The organism is Pseudomonas sp. SDO5271_S396 (assembly GCF_054071795.1).
On the sequence record NZ_JBSVWB010000078.1, the window covers coordinates 1 to 16861 of the forward strand.

The 16861-nt window shown below is 62.6% G+C and carries 15 protein-coding genes and 1 riboswitch; of the genes, 9 read left to right on the forward strand and 6 right to left on the reverse strand.

Annotation, left to right across the window (positions count from 1 at the left end):
• The first annotated feature begins 184 nt into the window (after nt 1-184).
• Nucleotides 185-1609: a bifunctional D-glycero-beta-D-manno-heptose-7-phosphate kinase/D-glycero-beta-D-manno-heptose 1-phosphate adenylyltransferase HldE gene (gene hldE / locus ACW9IN_RS28720; protein WP_457369020.1), complete on the forward strand. Its 1425-nt coding sequence runs from the start codon at nt 185-187 to the stop codon at nt 1607-1609.
• Nucleotides 1602-2537: an NAD-dependent epimerase/dehydratase family protein gene (locus ACW9IN_RS28725; protein WP_457369021.1), complete on the forward strand. Its 936-nt coding sequence runs from the start codon at nt 1602-1604 to the stop codon at nt 2535-2537. The genes hldE and ACW9IN_RS28725 overlap by 8 nt, the downstream gene beginning before the upstream one ends.
• A 352-nt stretch (nt 2538-2889) precedes the next feature.
• Here the strand turns inward: ACW9IN_RS28725 and ACW9IN_RS28730 are convergent, their stop codons facing one another.
• Genes ACW9IN_RS28730 through ACW9IN_RS28745 form a run of 4 tightly spaced genes read right to left on the reverse strand, consistent with a single transcriptional unit; the run spans nt 2890 to nt 6266 of the window.
• Nucleotides 2890-3849, reverse strand: coding sequence for a metal ABC transporter ATPase (locus ACW9IN_RS28730; RefSeq protein WP_457369022.1), 960 nt, complete (start codon nt 3847-3849; stop codon nt 2890-2892).
• 41 nt (nt 3850-3890) lie between these two features.
• Nucleotides 3891-4703: an aldo/keto reductase gene (locus ACW9IN_RS28735; RefSeq protein WP_457369023.1), complete on the reverse strand. Its 813-nt coding sequence runs from the start codon at nt 4701-4703 to the stop codon at nt 3891-3893.
• The gene (locus tag ACW9IN_RS28740; protein ID WP_457369024.1) at nt 4700-5875 is read right to left on the reverse strand and encodes an NAD(P)/FAD-dependent oxidoreductase; all 1176 of its coding nucleotides are present in this window, start codon (nt 5873-5875) and stop codon (nt 4700-4702) included. The genes ACW9IN_RS28735 and ACW9IN_RS28740 overlap by 4 nt, the downstream gene beginning before the upstream one ends.
• 55 nt (nt 5876-5930) lie before the next feature.
• Complete coding sequence (locus ACW9IN_RS28745) at nt 5931-6266, reverse strand: DMT family transporter (RefSeq protein WP_457369025.1); 336 nt, start codon at nt 6264-6266, stop codon at nt 5931-5933.
• A 103-nt stretch (nt 6267-6369) separates the two neighbouring features.
• Here ACW9IN_RS28745 and ACW9IN_RS28750 point away from each other — a divergent pair, with 103 nt between their 5' ends.
• Nucleotides 6370-7260: a LysR family transcriptional regulator gene (locus ACW9IN_RS28750; RefSeq protein WP_457369026.1), complete on the forward strand. Its 891-nt coding sequence runs from the start codon at nt 6370-6372 to the stop codon at nt 7258-7260.
• 23 nt (nt 7261-7283) lie between these two features.
• Nucleotides 7284-8561: a lipid IV(A) 3-deoxy-D-manno-octulosonic acid transferase gene (gene waaA, locus ACW9IN_RS28755; RefSeq protein ID WP_457369027.1), complete on the forward strand. Its 1278-nt coding sequence runs from the start codon at nt 7284-7286 to the stop codon at nt 8559-8561.
• Nucleotides 8562-8679: 118 nt separating this feature from the next.
• On the opposite strand, the gene ACW9IN_RS28760 is transcribed toward waaA, so the two are convergent.
• Nucleotides 8680-10119 (reverse strand): TolC family outer membrane protein, encoded by a 1440-nt coding sequence (locus ACW9IN_RS28760; RefSeq protein WP_457369028.1) that lies wholly within the window; start codon nt 10117-10119, stop codon nt 8680-8682.
• Nucleotides 10120-10314: 195 nt separating this feature from the next.
• Nucleotides 10315-10420, forward strand: a riboswitch (TPP riboswitch).
• A 148-nt stretch (nt 10421-10568) separates the two neighbouring features.
• Between ACW9IN_RS28760 and thiC the strand changes: the two genes are divergently transcribed.
• Nucleotides 10569-12458 (forward strand): phosphomethylpyrimidine synthase ThiC, encoded by a 1890-nt coding sequence (gene thiC, locus ACW9IN_RS28765; protein WP_457369029.1) that lies wholly within the window; start codon nt 10569-10571, stop codon nt 12456-12458.
• A gap of 165 nt (nt 12459-12623) precedes the next feature.
• Nucleotides 12624-13913, forward strand: coding sequence for a putative hydroxymethylpyrimidine transporter CytX (cytX, locus tag ACW9IN_RS28770; protein ID WP_457369030.1), 1290 nt, complete (start codon nt 12624-12626; stop codon nt 13911-13913).
• Here cytX and ACW9IN_RS28775 read toward each other — a convergent pair.
• Entirely contained in the window at nt 13882-14619 is a 738-nt protein-coding gene (locus tag ACW9IN_RS28775; RefSeq protein ID WP_457369031.1) for an RsiV family protein, read from the reverse strand. The two genes, cytX and ACW9IN_RS28775, sit on opposite strands and share 32 nt — an antisense overlap.
• Before the next feature lie 193 nt (nt 14620-14812).
• Between ACW9IN_RS28775 and ACW9IN_RS28780 the strand changes: the two genes are divergently transcribed.
• The 3 genes from ACW9IN_RS28780 to cpdA all read left to right on the forward strand — a co-directional run bounded on the left by ACW9IN_RS28780 (nt 14813) and on the right by cpdA (nt 16784).
• Nucleotides 14813-15430, forward strand: a complete 618-nt coding sequence (locus ACW9IN_RS28780; RefSeq protein WP_457369032.1) for an NUDIX domain-containing protein — start codon at nt 14813-14815, stop codon at nt 15428-15430.
• On the forward strand, nt 15421-15870 hold the full coding sequence (locus tag ACW9IN_RS28785) for a DUF1249 domain-containing protein (RefSeq protein WP_457369033.1): 450 nt from the start codon (nt 15421-15423) through the stop codon (nt 15868-15870). The genes ACW9IN_RS28780 and ACW9IN_RS28785 overlap by 10 nt, the downstream gene beginning before the upstream one ends.
• Before the next feature lie 98 nt (nt 15871-15968).
• Complete coding sequence (cpdA, locus tag ACW9IN_RS28790; protein WP_457369034.1) at nt 15969-16784, forward strand: 3',5'-cyclic-AMP phosphodiesterase; 816 nt, start codon at nt 15969-15971, stop codon at nt 16782-16784.
• Nucleotides 16785-16861: the final 77 nt, after the last annotated feature.

The window sequence follows — 16861 nt, forward strand, 5'->3', positions numbered from 1 at the left end:
CTTTTGGGGGAGCGGGCTTGCTCGCGAGTGCTTTCGGACCTCCAACTTTGATGTCGCCTGACACTCCGCTTTCGCGAGCAAGCCCGCTCCCACATTTGTCCTCCGGCGGATTCACTGCTCCACAAGCCTCCTGTAACCCTGTGCTAATATCGCGCCCCTGTTCATTTTGTATGTGGGTTGCTCCATGAAGTTGTCCATGCCGCGATTCGATCAAGCCCCTGTCTTGGTGGTCGGCGATGTCATGCTCGACCGTTACTGGCATGGTGGTACCTCACGGATTTCCCCTGAGGCGCCGGTACCGGTCGTCAAGGTCGAGCAAATCGAAGACCGCCCAGGTGGCGCCGCCAACGTTGCTCTCAATATTGCCGCCCTCGGCGCCCCGGCCTCCCTGGTGGGGGTGACCGGCGACGACGAAGCCGCCGACAGCCTGGCCAACAGCCTGCGCGGCGCGGGTGTGCGTGCGCTGTTCCAGCGAATTGCCCATCAGCCGACCATCGTCAAGCTGCGGGTCATGAGCCGTCACCAGCAATTGCTGCGTATCGATTTCGAAGAATCCTTCGCCACCGACGCCCTGGCCCTCAGCGGGCAGGTCGACGAATTGCTCGAGGGCATCAAGGTGCTGGTGTTGTCGGACTACGGCAAGGGCGCCTTGAAAAACCACCAGATGCTGATCCAGGCCGCCAAGGCCAGGGGCATTCCGGTGCTGGCCGATCCCAAGGGCAAGGATTTCTCGATTTATCGCGGTGCCAGCCTGATCACACCGAACCTCAGTGAGTTCGAAGCCATTGTTGGCGGCTGCGCGGACGAGCACGAATTGGTGGCCAAGGGCGCGGCGTTGATGGCCGACCTCGACCTCGGCGCCTTGCTGGTCACCCGTGGCGAGCACGGCATGACCTTGCTGCGTCCTGGCCATCCGGCGATGCACTTGCCGGCACGTGCCCGTGAAGTGTTCGACGTCACCGGCGCCGGCGATACCGTGATTTCCACCCTGGCCGCCTCGATTGCCGCCGGTGAAGAACTGCCCCACGCCGTGGCCCTGGCCAACCTGGCGGCGGGCATTGTGGTGGGCAAGCTGGGTACCGCAGCCATCAGTGCCCCTGAACTGCGCCGGGCGATCCAGCGCTCCGAAGGTTCGGAGCGAGGCGTGCTGGGGATCGAGCAATTGCTGCTGGCCATCGACGACGCGCGTGCCCACAACGAAAGCATTGTGTTCACCAACGGCTGCTTCGACATTCTGCATGCGGGTCATGTGACCTATCTGGAACAGGCGCGCGCCCAGGGCGACCGTCTGATCGTGGCGGTCAACGACGATGCCTCGGTCAGCCGCTTGAAGGGCCCGGGCCGTCCGATCAACAGCGTCGACCGTCGCATGGCGGTACTGGCCGGTCTGGGCGCGGTGGACTGGGTGATCAGCTTCCCTGAGGCGACCCCGGAAAACCTGTTGGCCCAGGTCAAGCCGGACGTATTGGTCAAGGGTGGCGACTATTCCGTCGACCAGGTCGTGGGGGCCGATATCGTCAGCGCCTACGGCGGCACGGTCAAAGTACTGGGCCTGGTCGAGAACAGCTCGACCACTGCCATCGTCGAGAAGATCCGCAACAATGAGTAAGGCTGACAAGTGGATCCTGATCACCGGCGGCGCGGGCTTTATCGGCTCGCACCTGGTTGATGCGTTGCTGGCCAAAGGCTACGGGGTGCGGGTGCTGGATGACCTGTCCACCGGCAAGCGCAGCAACCTGCCGTCAGGCAACCCGAACGTCGAGCTGATCGTGGGTGATGTGGCCAATGCCGAACTCGTGGCGCAGGCTGCCATCGGCACGATGGCAGTGGTGCACCTGGCCGCCGTGGCCTCGGTGCAAGCGTCGGTGGACGACCCGGTCAGCACCCACCAGAGCAATTTCGTCGGCAGCCTGAATGTCTGCGAAGCCATGCGCAAGGCTGGGGTCAAGCGTGTGGTATTTGCCTCAAGCGCGGCGGTGTATGGCAACAATGGCGAAGGTGCGTCGATTGACGAAGACACCACCAAGGCGCCGTTGACGCCCTATGCGTCCGACAAGTTGGCCAGTGAGCATTACTTCGACTTCTACCGTCGCCAGCATGGCCTGGAGCCGGTGATCTTCCGCTTCTTCAATATCTTCGGGCCGCGCCAGGATCCGTCATCGCCGTACTCCGGGGTGATCAGCATCTTCAGTGAGCGCGTGCAGCAGGGCTTGCCGATTGCCGTATTCGGTGACGGTGAGCAAACCCGCGACTTCATGTACGTGGAAGACCTGGTCGACCTGCTGGTGCAGGCCATCGAGGTACAGGACGCGCCGCTGGGGGCGATCAATGTCGGCTGGAATCGCACCACGACGCTCAAGGACGTGCTGCAGGCCTTGGAAGAGATTGCCGGCCAGTTGCCTGCGGTGACTTACGGGCCGGCACGCTCCGGGGACATCCGGCATTCGCGGGCGAATAACCAGCGGCTGCTGGCGAGCTTCAAACTGCCCGAGCCCACACCGCTGAAGGTCGGTCTGGAACGCCTGTCCAAAGCCTGACGCATTCCCTGTGGGCGCTGGCTTGCCTGCGATGCAAACACCCCGGTGTCACTGATACACCCAAGTGATGCCATCGCAGGCAAGCCAGCTCCCACAGAGGACTGCAGTGTCTGGAAAGCCCCTGTCAACAGCGCCATCATGCCGGGCACTTTGCTTACCTGCGATAGAGATCCAATGTGGGAGCTGGCTTGCCTGCGAAGCGGTGGGTAAGGCAACGATGATGTTGAATGTGCCGGCGTCATCGCAGCGATGCGGCGACCCGACAAGCCAGCTCCCACAGAGGATTTGAGTGTTCCCACGCCGCGTCGGAACGATCGGTCATCAAGACAGTTGCTCCCACAATGGTTTTGCGTCAGGTCTTGGCCTTTTTCTTCGGCACGATCTTGCCCAGCATCCGTTGTGCCAGGCGTTTCAATTTCGACTCTTTCTCGGGCTCTGCCAGTCCTTGTTGGCGTAGCCAGTCTTTCCAGCGAATCCGCTCCTCACGCACCAGCCAGCCTTCCTGTTGGGCAAAACTCTCTGCCAGGTACAGGCCCCGCGTGCTGGCCGGATGGAGTTGGTCTTTCTTGACGGTGTACAGCTCGGCCAGCGGCTGGCCGTCCTTGAGCGGCATCAGGTAAAGGTCCGGACGCTGGCGGTCGAGGCGTGCCACCAGTTGATCGCCTTCCAGGCGCTCGTCCACATGAAACAGGCTCAGGGACTTTGCTTCCCTGGGCACTTCCAGGCGCAGGTCATAAATCAGTTGCAGCGAAGCTGTGGGCAGGTGCACGTAGGCCCGTGGGCGCTCGATCAGTTGGGTGGTTGCGCAGCGCACCGGGCGTGCGGCACCCGACAACGGGCTCAGCCGAAAAGGCAGGGCTTCGCGGTAATGCAGTGCCGCAGAGTAGGGCGCCGGCAGCCAGGTGTCGTTGAAACGCCCGCCCAGCCAACCTTCGGGGGTCTCCAGCAAACACTCTTCAGCGATTTCCTGAATGGCCGTGTGCAGCGGCAGGTTCAGCTCGTGGGCAGGGACATAGCCGGAGATCAGCTTGAGCACCACATCGCCGCGATCCTGGCGGCGTTGGCGCACCAGCACCCAATAGTCCTTGTTTTGCCAGTGCAGGGTCAGTCGCACCGAAACGCCCAGGTTCGCCAGTTCCAGGGCAAAGCGTTCGGGGTCGGCCACCTCGACCGGTTTGCGCCGTTGCAGGGTCTGGGCAAAATTGAGCGGCATGCCCACGCTCTGGTAGTTCAGGCCCTCGGGGGTGGCTTCGACGTGCAGCGGCAGTGTCTTGAAGTTGCTGGGGTTCTTTCTTATGAGCGTTCGCGGCATGTCGGCTCCTTCTTGCGACGGGGTCGGCCGCGTCGGCGGCATCAGCGTTGACGAATGACCCGGGCTGCGGTCGCCACGTTATGGGCCAGGTGCAGCGGATTGATGGTCCCGACAATAGCACTCGCGACGCCCGTTTGCGCAAACAACAACATGAAACTGGCACTAATTGGATCCATTCCTGGCTCCAGGCACACGTGGCCACTGGCGAGGGCCTTTTTTACCAGGATGCCCTTGCCATGGGTCGCCGCATAATCAATGACGGCTTTCTCCGTCTGTTCGTTCAAATTGTAGGTGACCATCGCGCAATCACCCTGTTCCAGAGCCTTCACGCCGCCTTCGACGGTTTTGCCGGAAAAGCCGTAACCGCGAATCTTGCCCTCGTTTTTCAGCTCCGCCAGGGTCTGGTAAACCTCGCAGTCATTGAGGATGTGCAGATCGTTGCCATCGGAATGCACCAGCACCAGGTCGATAAAGTCCGTTTCCAGGCGTTTCAAGCTGCGCTCGATCGACATCCGTGTATGGGCCGCGCTGAAGTCATGGCGTGAAACGCCCGCTTCGAACTCCTCGCCGACCTTGCTGACAATCACCCAGTCCTGGCGCTGCCCGCGCAACAGCGGCCCCAGGCGTTCTTCGCTGCGGCCATAGGCCGGTGCGGTATCGATCAGGTTGATGCCCAGTTCGCGGGCCTGGCGCAGCAGCATGCGCGCCTCATCGTCCCCGGGGATCTGGAAGCCGCTGGGGTATTTCACCCCTTGGTCGCGGCCCAGCTTCACGGTGCCCAGGCCCAGCGGCGATACGAGCAGTCCGGTGCTGCCCAGGGGGCGGTGCAGGTCGTGCAACGTCGGCAGGCTCATGGCAATAGTTGCTCCCAGGCGGGTACGCCAATGGCAGGTTTGGGCAAGCCGGGCAGGGTTTCGCTGGCGGCTGGGCGAATGCCGTCACGCTCCAGGCTGTTGATCACCCGGTCGGCGAAGTCCGGTGCCAGCGCCAGTTTGGTTGGCCAGCCCACCAGCAGGCGGCCTTGCTCGGCGACGAAGGCATTGTCGGGGCGGGTGAGGCCCGATTGCAGGGGTTCGGCGCGGTCGACGCGCAGCGTGGCCCATTGGGTCTGGCGCATGTCGATCCAGGGCAGCAGCTGCGCCAACTCTTTCTGCGCCGTTGCGATCTGCTCCTGCGGCGTGCGCGCCACGCCATCGGCCTCGGCAATGTCGCCGCCCAGGTACCACACCCAGTTGCCATCGGCGGCAGGGTGGGTGGTGACGGTAATACGCGGCTTGGTGCCGCCGCCCAGGCAGTGGGCGTACAGCGGTTTCAGGCCGGGACCCTTGGCGATGACCATGTGCAGCGGCCGCGTTTGCATGGCCGGCTGGCTCAGGCCCAGGGCTGCCAGCAGGTCGGCGGTACCGCCACCGGCGCTGAGTACGATGCGCTGGGCGCGAATCTCGCGACCGTCCACCTTCAGGCCTGCCAGTGTGCCGCCTTCCAGCAGTGGCTCGATGTGCTGCCCGGCGAGCAGGCTGTCACCGGCCAGTTGCGCCAGGCGTTCGATCAGGCTGGGCACATCGATGACCAGTTCGGCCAGGCGATAGACCTTGCCCTTGAAACGGCGGTCTTGCAGGGCTGGCGGTAGTTCCTCGCCCTTGACCTGATCTACACGGCCGCGCACGGCCTTGCTGGCGAAAAAACTGGTGAGATTGCCGGCAAGGGTGCCGGGAGACCACAGGTAGTGGGCCTCGGAGAGCAGGCGCACACCGGTGAGGTCCAGCTCGCCGTTGCCCGCCAGGGCTTCACGCCAGCGACGCGGCATGTCGGCGATGGCTTCGGAGGCGCCAGTGAGGGCGCCGTGCAGGGCGTATTTTGCACCGCCGTGAATGATCCCCTGGGACTTCACGCTTTGTCCGCCACCCAGCGTGGCGCTTTCCACCAGCACCGTGGAAAACCCCTGGCGGCGCAGGCGCGCATTCAACCAGAGGCCGGCAACCCCGGCGCCGACAATCAGGACGTCGGTGGAAATAACGGTTGGCATGGGCGACCTCAGTGTTCAAGACAAGAGGCGCAGTATACAGGCTGTTGAGCGGCGGTCAGTGCCCGGCGGTTTTCGAGAACAACTGGATCACCACCACGCCCAGCACAATCAGGCCCATCCCCAGGATGGCCGGAACATCCAGCTTCTGGCCGTAGATGAACAGCGCAGCGACGCTGACCATCACGATGCCCATCCCGGCCCACACCGCGTAGGCCACGCCCACCGGCACGGTGCGCACCACCAGAGTCAGCATCCAGAACGCCACGCCATACCCGACGATCACCAGCGCCAGCGGGATGGGCGTACTCCAGCCCTTGATGGCTTTCATGGATACGGTGGCGATCACTTCCGAGCAAATGGCAATGGCCAGATAGATATAGGCTGCATTCATGGGGAGATCCTCGGTTGTGGCGTGTTCGAATAAGGTGGCCATTCTAACGCCTTGGAAGATGGGATAAAGTCATTACCTATCCGAATTGAAGATGGGTTGAGCCATGAGCGTGCAATGGAACCTGGACCAGATGCGCCTGTTTGTCAGCGTCGCCGAACATCGCTCGTTTTCGGCGGTGGCCCGTGACCAGCGCAAGGCCCAATCGGCGGTCAGCAATGGCATTGCCTTGCTGGAGGCGGACCTGGGCCTGAGCCTGTTCGATCGCAGCAGCGGTCGCCAGCCGACATTGACCGAAGCCGGCCACGTATTGCTGGAAGAGGCGCGCGAAGTGTTGCGCCAATGCGAACGTCTCAATGGCCGGGCGCTGTCGCTGACCCGTGGCGAGGAGGCCTTGTTGCGCCTGGCCCAGGATGAAGCCATGTTGTTCCAGCCAGTGCTCGACAGTCTCGAAGCGCTGGCCGGGCATTACCCTCATCTGGAGGTGCAACTTTCCAGCGCGGCCCAGGGCGACGTGGCGCGCAAACTGGTGGAGCGCAAGGCGGACCTGGGCTTGTTGTTCTATCACGACCAGATCCCCGAAGCCCTGGAGCGGCGGGTGGTGGGCAGTGTGGAAATGGTCACGGTGTGCGGCGTGAACCACCCGTTGGCCCGGGAACAATACGTGACGTGCCAGCGCCTGGCGCAGTTTCGCCAACTGTTGATGTCGACCCAGACCAGTGTCTATCCCGGCAGCGAGGCCGCCAGCCCGCTGGTATGGCGGGCTGACAGTTTCTACGTGCTCGCCGAATGGCTCATGAGTGGCCTCGGTTGGGCCTGGCTGCCGCGGCATATCGTGCAGTACCCGACCTACCAACAGCAGATGGTCGAGTTGGACAGCGAATGGACCCCACCCGCGTTGGTGGTGGAACTGGTCTGGCGCCGTGACGAGCACCTGGGGCCGGCCGCGCGCTTCCTGGCGCAACGTTTTGCCGAGTGCTTGCAGGCGATCGACTGAAAAAGCCGATAAACTCCGCCGCCATGAATAGAACTCTCTACAGCTGTCTGTTTTACCTGGCGCTGCCGTTGGTGGCTTTACGTCTGTGGCTGCGCGCACGCAAGGCGCCGGCCTATGCCCGGCGTGTGAGCGAACGGTTTTCCTATGGCTTGCCGGTGATGCGCCCGGGCGGGATTTGGGTGCATGCCGTGTCGGTGGGCGAAAGCATCGCGGCGGCGCCGATGGTGCGCGGGTTGCTCGAGCGTTATCCCGCGCTGCCGATCACCGTCACCTGCATGACGCCCACCGGTTCCGAGCGCATCCAGGCGTTGTTCGCCAACGAGCCGCGCATCCAGCATTGCTACCTGCCCTATGACTTGCCGTGTGCGGCCAAGCGTTTTCTCGACCGGGTGCAGCCCAAGCTCGCGGTGATCATGGAAACCGAGTTGTGGCCCAACCATATTCACGCCTGTGCCCAGCGCGGTATTCCGGTGGCGCTGGCCAATGCGCGACTGTCGGCGCGTTCGGCCAAGGGCTATGCGCGCTTTGCCCGGCTGACGGCGCCCATGCTGTCTGAAATGAGCCTGTTCGCCGTGCAGACCCAGGCCGAAGCCCAGCGCTTCCTCAGCCTGGGCGCACGGCCGGAAACCGTCGAAGTCACCGGCTCGATCAAGTTCGACCTGACCATCGACCCGCAGTTGCCGGTGCGCGCTGCGGCCCTGCGTGCGCAGTGGGGCGCCAGCGAGCGTCCGGTGTGGATCGCTGCCAGTACCCATGCCGGTGAAGATGAAGTGGTGCTGGCCGCCCACCGTCAGTTGCTCGACAGCTACCCGAACGCGCTGTTGATTCTGGTGCCACGCCACCAGGAGCGCTTCGGTCCGATGTATGAGCTGTGCCAGCAGCAGGGCTTTGCCACGGTGCGCCGCTCCGGCGGCGAACCCGTTACTGCGCAAACCTCGGTGTTGCTCGGCGATACCATGGGCGAGCTGCTGTTTCTATACGCCTTGGCTGACAGCGCCTTTGTCGGTGGCAGCCTGGTGGCGACCGGCGGGCACAACCCGCTGGAACCGGCGGCGCTGGCGTTGCCGGTGATCATGGGGCCGCATGTGTTCAACTTCCTCGAAATCACCGCGATGATGCGTGAGGCGGGAGCGTTGAGGCAGGTGGACGATGCCGAGGGGTTGGCCGAAGCCGTGCGCCAGTTGTTCGAACTGCCGCAGGATGCGCGCAGGATGGCGCAGGCGGGATTGAAGGTGATGCAGGCCAATCAAGGGGCTTTGAAACGTCTGCTGGATGGTTTGGACAAACTCCTGACTCACTGACAACGCGAATCAAATGTGGGAGCTGGCTTGCCTGCGATGCAGGCACCTCGGTCCATCAGGTTGACCGAGATGACGCCATCGCAGGCAAGCCTGCTCCCACATGTGTTATTCGGTGTGCCTAGTAATTCGGACGGGCCTTGAGCTGTTCGGCCGCAGCCTTGGCCAAGTCCGGCGGCAGGAAGTCCTTGTCGGGGTTGTAGTCGGCTTTGAGATAACGCGCCAGGTCCTGCAGATCCCCCGGGTTCAACGTCCCGGCCGCCTGCTTCAAGCGCAGGTTGTCGAGAATGTAGTCATAGCGACTGTTGTTGTAGTTGCGCACCGACGCGTACAGCTGGCGCTGTGAGTCCAGCACGTCGACGATGTTGCGCGTACCCACCTGATAACCGATTTCCGTGGCTTCCACCGCGCTCTGGTTGGAGATGATCGACTGGCGGCGTGCCTGCACCTGCTCCACATCGGTGTTCACTGCGCGGTGCAGGTTGCGGGTGTTTTCCACCACCTGACGGCGCAAGCCTTCGCGTTGCTGCTCGGTCTGGTCCAGGCGCGAGTAGGATTCGCGAACTTGCGAGCTGGTCAGGCCGCCGCTGTAGATCGGGATGTTCAGGCGCAGGCCGATGGTGCGCTGGGACACATCACCGCCGTAAGGCACCGGCAACTGGTTCGGGTTGCTGAAACCCAGGGCGTCGTTGTCACCTTTTTCGTATTGCGCCACGGCGTCGAGGGTCGGCGCGTGGCCGGCCTTGCGTTGTTTCAGGGTTTCTTCGGCGGCGGTGACCGCGTAGTTGCTGGCCAGCAGGTTCAGGTTCTGGCGACCGGCGGTTTCGACCCAGGCCTTGGCGTCGTTTGGCGCCGGCGGGAGCACCGGCAGTGTATGAACGATGCCCTGGATCGAGTGGTACTGGCGATTGGTAAGGGTGATCAGCGCCTCAAAGGCGTCTTCCACCTGGCGCTGCGCGAGGATGCGGTTGGCCCGCGCGGTGTCGTAGCTGGCCTGGGATTGCAGTACGTCGGTCTTGTCCGACAGGCCCACGTCGAAGCGTTCGTTGGACTGGTCCAATTGACGCTTGAACGCATTTTCCTCGGCCTTGGTGGAGGCCAGGTTGTCCTGGGCGCGCAGCACGGCGAAGTAGTTTTCGGCGCTTTGCAGGATCAGGTTCTGTTCGGTGGCCGACAGTTGCAGGGCGGCTTGCTCGTTGACCGCTTCGGCTGCCTGCAACTGGAACCAGCGGTCGGCGCGGAACAGCGGCTGGCTCAGGGTTGCACGCCAGGAGTGCGCGTCGCGGTTGGCGGTGGCCGAGGGCTGGGAGATCTGGGTGCGCACGTTGTTGCTGTCGGCACCGGCCGACAGGTTCGGCAGCAAGCCGGCACGGGCCTGGGGCACCACTTCTTTCTGTGCGCCGTACTGGGCGCGGGCGGCGGCAAGGTCGGCGTTATTGTCCACGGCCTCCTGGTAGACGCTGACCAAGTCAGTTTTAACGGACAAGGGCGCTTCTGCTGCCCAGACCATTCCGTTGGTCGCACAAGACACGGCAAGAGCCAGTGAAAGTTTGCGCAGCATGAGGCGATCCCTAGATAAATATTATGGATATAATTCAGCGCCCAAGGCTAAGGCTCGCCCTGTGTGGCGTCAAGCCTTGGAGCAGTCCCCGAGTGTAGTGGGGCGATCACCACACAACAATCCTGCAAAAGAGCCATTCATCACGCTGAATGCACCGCTGTTGGCAATTTGCCCTTGGCATGGTCTAGACTGGCCGCGTTCTTGTCGGGGTGCCTTGTTGGAAGGCTGAGATCGGTAAATACCGGATCCCGTTGAACCTGATCAGGTTAGCGCCTGCGTAGGGAACAAGATTTCTCGTCACCCGGCGAGTCCTCTTGTGCTTCGTCCGGGATGCTGTTCATTTATTGAGCAGTCCTCGTGCACCAAGCACAGCACTGGTTTCAGTGCGTCCATCCGTCTCAGGTTCACTCCGGCAACAATCCACCGCCTGGATAGTTGGAGAGCCTGTGATGACTACAAAACTAAAAAATACCGTGCACCTGAGTGAATCGGCCAAGGTCGACTCCGGCTCCGTGCAGCCGTTTACCCGCTCGCAAAAAATCTACGTACAAGGCACCCGCCCGGACATCCTCGTGCCCATGCGTGAAATCAGCCTGGACGTGACGCCCACCGATTTCGGCGGTGAAATCAACGCGCCGGTCACGGTATACGACACCTCGGGCCCGTACACCGACCCCAACGTCATCATCGACGTGCGCAAAGGCCTGGCCGACGTACGTTCACCGTGGATCGAGGCGCGTGGCGACACCGAGCGCCTGCCAGGGCTCTCTTCGCACTTCGGCCAGCAACGCCTCAACGATGCCGAACTGACCGCGCTGCGCTTTGCCCACGTGAAGAACCCGCGCCGTGCCAAAGCCGGCGCCAACGTCACGCAGATGCACTACGCGCGCAAAGGCATCATCACCGCCGAGATGGAATACGTCGCCATCCGCGAAAACATGAAGCTGGAAGAAGCCCGCGCCACCGGCCTGCTCGACCAGCAGCATGCCGGCCACAGTTTTGGCGCCAGTGTGCCGAAGATCATCACCCCGGAGTTCGTGCGCGAAGAAATCGCCCGTGGCCGCGCGATCATCCCGGCCAACATCAACCACACTGAGCTTGAGCCGATGATCATTGGCCGTAACTTCCTGGTGAAGATCAACGGCAACATCGGCAACAGTGCCCTGGGTTCGTCCATCGAAGAAGAAGTGGCCAAGCTGACCTGGGGCATCCGCTGGGGTTCGGACACCGTGATGGACCTGTCCACCGGCAAGCACATCCACGAAACCCGCGAGTGGATCATCCGCAACTCGCCCGTGCCGATCGGCACCGTGCCGATCTACCAGGCCCTGGAAAAAGTCGGCGGCGTGGCCGAAGACCTGACCTGGGAGCTGTTCCGCGACACCTTGGTCGAGCAGGCCGAGCAGGGCGTCGACTACTTCACCATCCATGCCGGCGTGCTGCTGCGCTATGTGCCGCTGACCGCCAAACGGGTCACCGGCATTGTGTCCCGTGGCGGCTCGATCATGGCCAAGTGGTGCCTGGCGCACCACAAAGAGAACTTCACCTACACGCATTTCGACGAAATCTGCGAAATCATGAAGGCCTATGACGTCAGCTTCTCCCTTGGCGACGGCCTGCGCCCGGGCTCCATTGCCGACGCCAACGACGCTGCGCAATTCGGCGAGCTGGAAACCCTTGGCGAACTGACCAAGACGGCCTGGAAGCACGACGTGCAAACCATGATCGAAGGCCCCGGCCACGTGCCGATGCAGTTGATCAAGGAGAACATGGACAAGCAGCTCGAATGCTGCGACGAGGCGCCGTTCTACACCCTTGGCCCGCTGACCACCGATATCGCGCCGGGTTACGACCACATCACCTCCGGCATCGGTGCGGCGATGATCGGCTGGTTTGGTTGCGCCATGCTTTGCTACGTCACGCCCAAGGAGCACCTGGGGCTGCCGAACAAGGATGATGTGAAGACCGGGATCATCACCTACAAGATCGCCGCCCACGCCGCCGACCTCGCCAAAGGTCACCCGGGTGCGCAGATCCGCGACAACGCCTTGAGCAAGGCGCGCTTCGAATTCCGCTGGGAAGACCAGTTCAACCTCGGCCTGGACCCGGACACCGCACGGTCGTATCACGACGAAACGCTGCCGAAGGACTCGGCCAAGGTCGCGCATTTCTGCTCGATGTGCGGGCCGAAGTTCTGCTCCATGAAAATCACCCAGGAAGTGCGTGAATACGCGGCCAACCAGCGCATTGAAGCGGTGGATGTGGATGTGGCCAAGGGCTTGGCCGAGCAGGCGGAGCGGTTCAAGCAGGAAGGCAGTCAGCTGTACAAAAAGGTCTGATCCGAGGCGGCGGTGCCTGCACCGCCGTCATCGCGGGCAAGCCCGGCTCCCACAGTTGATCGAGTTGTACACAGATTTTGTGTCCACAGCCGGTCCCCTGTGGGAGTCGGGCTTGCCCGCGATAGCGATCTCCCAAACAACAAATGTTCCTCAGAGATAACACCCTTGAGCATTCAACCGAGTACCTACTCTCCCGATATCGCAGTGCCGAGCGACAAGCGCGTCTTCGGCGCCCGCGACCTGTTCTCCCTGTGGTTCTCCCTCGGCATCGGCCTGATGGTCCTGCAAACCGGCGCCTTGCTTGCGCCGGGCCTGGGCTTGTCCGGTTCCTTGCTCGCGATCTTCCTCGGCACCCTGGTCGGCGTCTTGCTGCTGGCAGCCGTCGGCGTGATCGGCAGTGACACCGGCCTGTCCGCCATGGCCGCGCTCAAACTCAGCCTCGGCACCCATGGCGCTAGCCTGCCGGCACTGTTGAACCTGCTGCAACTGATCGGCTGGGGTTCGTTTGAAATCATCGTGATGCGCGATGCCGCCAGCCTGCTGGGTACGCGGGCATTCAGCGACGGTAGCCTGTTGGCCAGCCCGCTGTTGTGGACCCTGTTTTTCGGTGGCCTGGCTACCTTGCTGGCCGTGAGCGGCCCGCTGACCTTCGTACGCCGGATCCTGCGCAAGTGGGGCATCTGGCTGCTGCTCGCGGCTTGCCTGTGGTTGACCTGGAACCTGTTCGCCAAGGCCGACCTCGCCGCACTCTGGGCCCGTGCCGGTGATGGCTCGATGCCGTTTGCCGTGGGCTTCGACATCGCTATCGCCATGCCACTCTCGTGGCTGCCGTTGATCGCCGATTACTCACGTTTCGGCAAGCGCGCCCAAAGCGTGTTCGGCGGCACCGCGCTGGGATTCTTTATCGGCAATTTCTGGCTGATGAGCCTGGGCGTGGCGTACACCCTGGCCTTTGCGCCCAGCGGTGAAGTGAATGCCTTACTGTTGGCGCTGGCCGGTGCCGGCCTGGGGATTCCATTGCTGCTGATCCTGTTGGACGAGTCGGAAAACGCGTTTGCCGATATTCACTCGGCGGCGGTGTCCAGCGGGATTCTGCTGCGCTTGAGGGTCGAGCACCTGGCCCTGGCGATTGGTGTGGTCTGCACGCTGATCGCCTGCCTGGCGCCGCTGGCGCAGTACCAGAACTTCCTGTTGCTGATCGGCTCGGTGTTTGCGCCGCTGTTTGGCGTGGTGCTGGTGGACCATTTCATCCTGCGCCGCCGTGGTCAGGCTGTAGCGGCGAAGCTGCGAGGGGCTGCGCTGCTGGCGTGGCTGGGCGGGATCGGCACCTACCACGTGCTGGCGAATCTGTACCCGGATGTCGGCGCGACCCTGCCGGCGCTGGTGCTGGCAGGGCTGTTGCGGTGGGTTCTGGGCCGGGTCTTCAGTGACGCGCGGGTACCAGCTCAGGCTTGATGATGCCGTCGAGGCGTGTATAGGGAATCTGCAATTCGACGTGCCCCAGGGTATACGGCGCGATGGTGGTGGTGGGGTACTTCAGGATCACGCCGCCGTAGGTCAGTGCCACGTTCGGGGTTTTCTGGAACGGCCAGGTTTTCACGAAGTCCGGCTCCAGGCTCAGGCGGGTGCTGATCAGCCAGCTGTTGTGGGCGACCTGGGCGGCTTTCCAGAAGGCATCTTCCTTGCCCGGCAGCAGCATGTCGGTCAGTGACAGGGCTTTTTGTTGCTGGCGCGAATAGTTGATGAACGCGCGGCCCGGCTCGCCATGGGTCGTGCCCTGGTCCAGGTAGCTGGACAACTCGATGATCACCAAGCCGTCATGCTGCTCCCGTACCTTGGCCTGCAAGTACATGCTGTTGCGTGGTCCCGAGGTGCGCAGGAATTGCTCGCGGTACGCCGCAAGGCTGGCCGGTTGCGGCGTCACGCCGGTCATTTGCAGCAGGCGCTGTTCGATCAAGGCGTCCAGCTTGGGCTCCTTGGCAAAGTGCACGGTATCGATATTCACCAACGGGCAGTCTGCGCTGGCGCAGCCGGGCTGGTTTTGCTCGGTGGCGTCGCGGGTGACGTCCAGTGGTGTGCGATAGCTGGGTTGGAACAGGCTTTGGCAGGCACCCAGGGTCAGTGCGATGCAGGCCACGGAGGCGATTTTTAAAAGCGACATGGATGTCCTTCGTCTATCGGTAAGCGCGAAATTCGTGGAGCTTCGACTGTCGGCAGCGCCTTCAGTTCGCCACTAAGCTGATTAGAGTGAGTTTGACGCCCGCCGCCTGTCCCGGCAACTGGAAAGGGGCTGCATCCAGAGGCGTGAGCGCGTTAGGATGGCGCCCATTGCGCAGGCTTAACGAGGATGGGACATGACGGACATTGCGAAATCGACGCCGAGCAAGATCGAAATCGTTCAGCGCGACAATGCCTACCAGGGCTTCTACAAGCTTGACCGCGTGCAGCTGCGCCACGAGAAATTCGACGGTGGCATGAGCCGGGTGATCAACCGCGAAGTCTTCGTGCGCCACGACGCGGTGTGCGTGCTGCCCTACGACCCGCAGCGCGATGAAGTGGTGTTGATCGAGCAGTTTCGCGTCGGCGCCATGGGGCGTACCGAAAACCCCTGGCTGGTGGAAATGGTGGCCGGCCTGATTGACAAGGATGAGGAACCGGAGGAGGTTGCACACCGCGAAGCCGAAGAGGAAGCTGGGCTGACATTCTCCGCGCTGTGGCCCATCACCCGATATTTCCCGTCGCCCGGCGGCAGTACCGAATTCGTGCATTTGTACCTCGGCCGTTGCGACAGCAGCGCCGCCGGCGGTGTCCATGGACTGGAAGAAGAGGCAGAAGATATCCGCGTCAGCACCTGGGCGTTCGAGGACGCCTTGCAAGCGGTGCGTGACGGTAAAATTTCCAATGCAGCCAGCATCATTGCCCTGCAATGGCTTGCGCTTAATCGCGCAGAAGTGAGGGGGTTATGGCAGTAAAGGCACGGGAACGTTATCGAGTCGACCTGATCGGGCTGCAAGCGGCCTGCGAGGCCAACTATGCGCGGCTGATGCGCCTGCTTCCCGACATGCGTCATTCGCTCGAGGCCCGGCGCATCGGTGTGACCCATGGCGACCAGATGCTCGGCGTGCTGACCCTGGAGGTCATCGTCAACTGCCCGTACACCACCACCCTGCGCGTTCGCCAGGAACACAGTCTGCCTTGGCTGCCCGTGCCGCAGCTGGAAGTGCAGGTGTACCACGACGCGCGCATGGCCGAAGTGGTCAGCGCCGAACATGCACGGCGTTTTCGCAGCATCTACCCTTACCCGAATGTGTTCATGCATCAGCCCGATGAGAAGGCACAACTCAATGTGTTCCTCGGTGAATGGCTGAGCCATTGCCTGGCCCTGGGTCATGAGTTCGAAGCGGTGCGGTAGATGTGAACTGCGTCTGCTTCCTTGGGTTTCCTCTTTGTGTCCTGCCCCAGCATAATCAAGCCAAACGTCCATTCCTGTGATTGCCTTGGGAGAGCGCCTTGTCTCGCGTATCCACCGTGAACCCTGACGCCTCGGCGTTGTTGGTGCAGTTGTCCGACAGCCACCTGTTTGCCAAGGCGGACGGCACCTTGCTGGGTATGAACACCCGTGAAAGCCTGCAACGGGTGATCGAGTTGGTGCGCGCGCAACAGCCGCAGATCGACGTGTTGCTGGCCACGGGGGATTTGTCACAGGATGGCACGCTGGAGTCCTACCAACAGTTTCGTGACATGACCGCGCCTATCGGTGTCCCGACGCGCTGGATCCCGGGCAATCACGACGAGCCGCAGATCATGGCCGACGCGGCGGTGCACAGCGATTTGCTCGAACCGGTCGTCGACATCGGCAACTGGCGTATCACCCTGCTGGACTCCGCCGTACCGGGCTCGGTGCCGGGTTATTTGCAAGACCAGCAATTGCAGGTGCTCGCCCGTGCCTTGAGCGAAGCGCCGATCCGTCATCATCTGGTGTGTTTTCACCACCATCCGGTTTCCATCGGCTGTGCCTGGATGGAGTCGATCGGTCTGCGCAACCCCGAAGCCCTGTTTGCCGTGCTAGACCGTTTTCCTCAGGTTCGGGCGGTGCTCTGGGGCCATGTGCACCAGGAAATCGACCGCGAGCGCAACGGCGTACGCCTGCTGGCGTCGCCCTCCACCTGCATCCAGTTCGCCCCGGGCAGCGAAGACTTCAAGGTCAGCGAGCAGGCGCCGGGCTATCGCTGGCTGCGTCTGCATGCCGACGGGCGGTTGGAGACTGGCGTAGAGCGGGTCCAGGACTTCGAGTTTACGGTGGACTACGGCAGTAACGGCTACTAAAGGCTGCAAACACTGCACAACAATGTGGGAGCGGGGTTGTCCGTGAAGGCCGTTTTTCCGTCGCCCCCTCTCTTCCC

What these genes read in the sequence shown, in the direction of transcription:
- ACW9IN_RS28730 (WP_457369022.1), bottom strand. Translation starts at nt 3,849, where the DNA reads ATGCCGCGAACGCTCATAAGAAAGAACCCCAGCAACTTCAAGACACTG.
- ACW9IN_RS28750 (WP_457369026.1), top strand. Translation starts at nt 6,370, where the DNA reads ATGAGCGTGCAATGGAACCTGGACCAGATGCGCCTGTTTGTCAGCGTC.
- ACW9IN_RS28725 (WP_457369021.1), top strand. Translation starts at nt 1,602, where the DNA reads ATGAGTAAGGCTGACAAGTGGATCCTGATCACCGGCGGCGCGGGCTTT.
- thiC (WP_457369029.1), top strand. Translation starts at nt 10,569, where the DNA reads ATGACTACAAAACTAAAAAATACCGTGCACCTGAGTGAATCGGCCAAG.
- ACW9IN_RS28775 (WP_457369031.1), bottom strand. Translation starts at nt 14,619, where the DNA reads ATGTCGCTTTTAAAAATCGCCTCCGTGGCCTGCATCGCACTGACCCTG.
- ACW9IN_RS28780 (WP_457369032.1), top strand. Translation starts at nt 14,813, where the DNA reads ATGACGGACATTGCGAAATCGACGCCGAGCAAGATCGAAATCGTTCAG.
- ACW9IN_RS28760 (WP_457369028.1), bottom strand. Translation starts at nt 10,119, where the DNA reads ATGCTGCGCAAACTTTCACTGGCTCTTGCCGTGTCTTGTGCGACCAAC.
- waaA (WP_457369027.1), top strand. Translation starts at nt 7,284, where the DNA reads ATGAATAGAACTCTCTACAGCTGTCTGTTTTACCTGGCGCTGCCGTTG.
- ACW9IN_RS28740 (WP_457369024.1), bottom strand. Translation starts at nt 5,875, where the DNA reads ATGCCAACCGTTATTTCCACCGACGTCCTGATTGTCGGCGCCGGGGTT.
- ACW9IN_RS28785 (WP_457369033.1), top strand. Translation starts at nt 15,421, where the DNA reads ATGGCAGTAAAGGCACGGGAACGTTATCGAGTCGACCTGATCGGGCTG.
- hldE (WP_457369020.1), top strand. Translation starts at nt 185, where the DNA reads ATGAAGTTGTCCATGCCGCGATTCGATCAAGCCCCTGTCTTGGTGGTC.
- ACW9IN_RS28745 (WP_457369025.1), bottom strand. Translation starts at nt 6,266, where the DNA reads ATGAATGCAGCCTATATCTATCTGGCCATTGCCATTTGCTCGGAAGTG.
- ACW9IN_RS28735 (WP_457369023.1), bottom strand. Translation starts at nt 4,703, where the DNA reads ATGAGCCTGCCGACGTTGCACGACCTGCACCGCCCCCTGGGCAGCACC.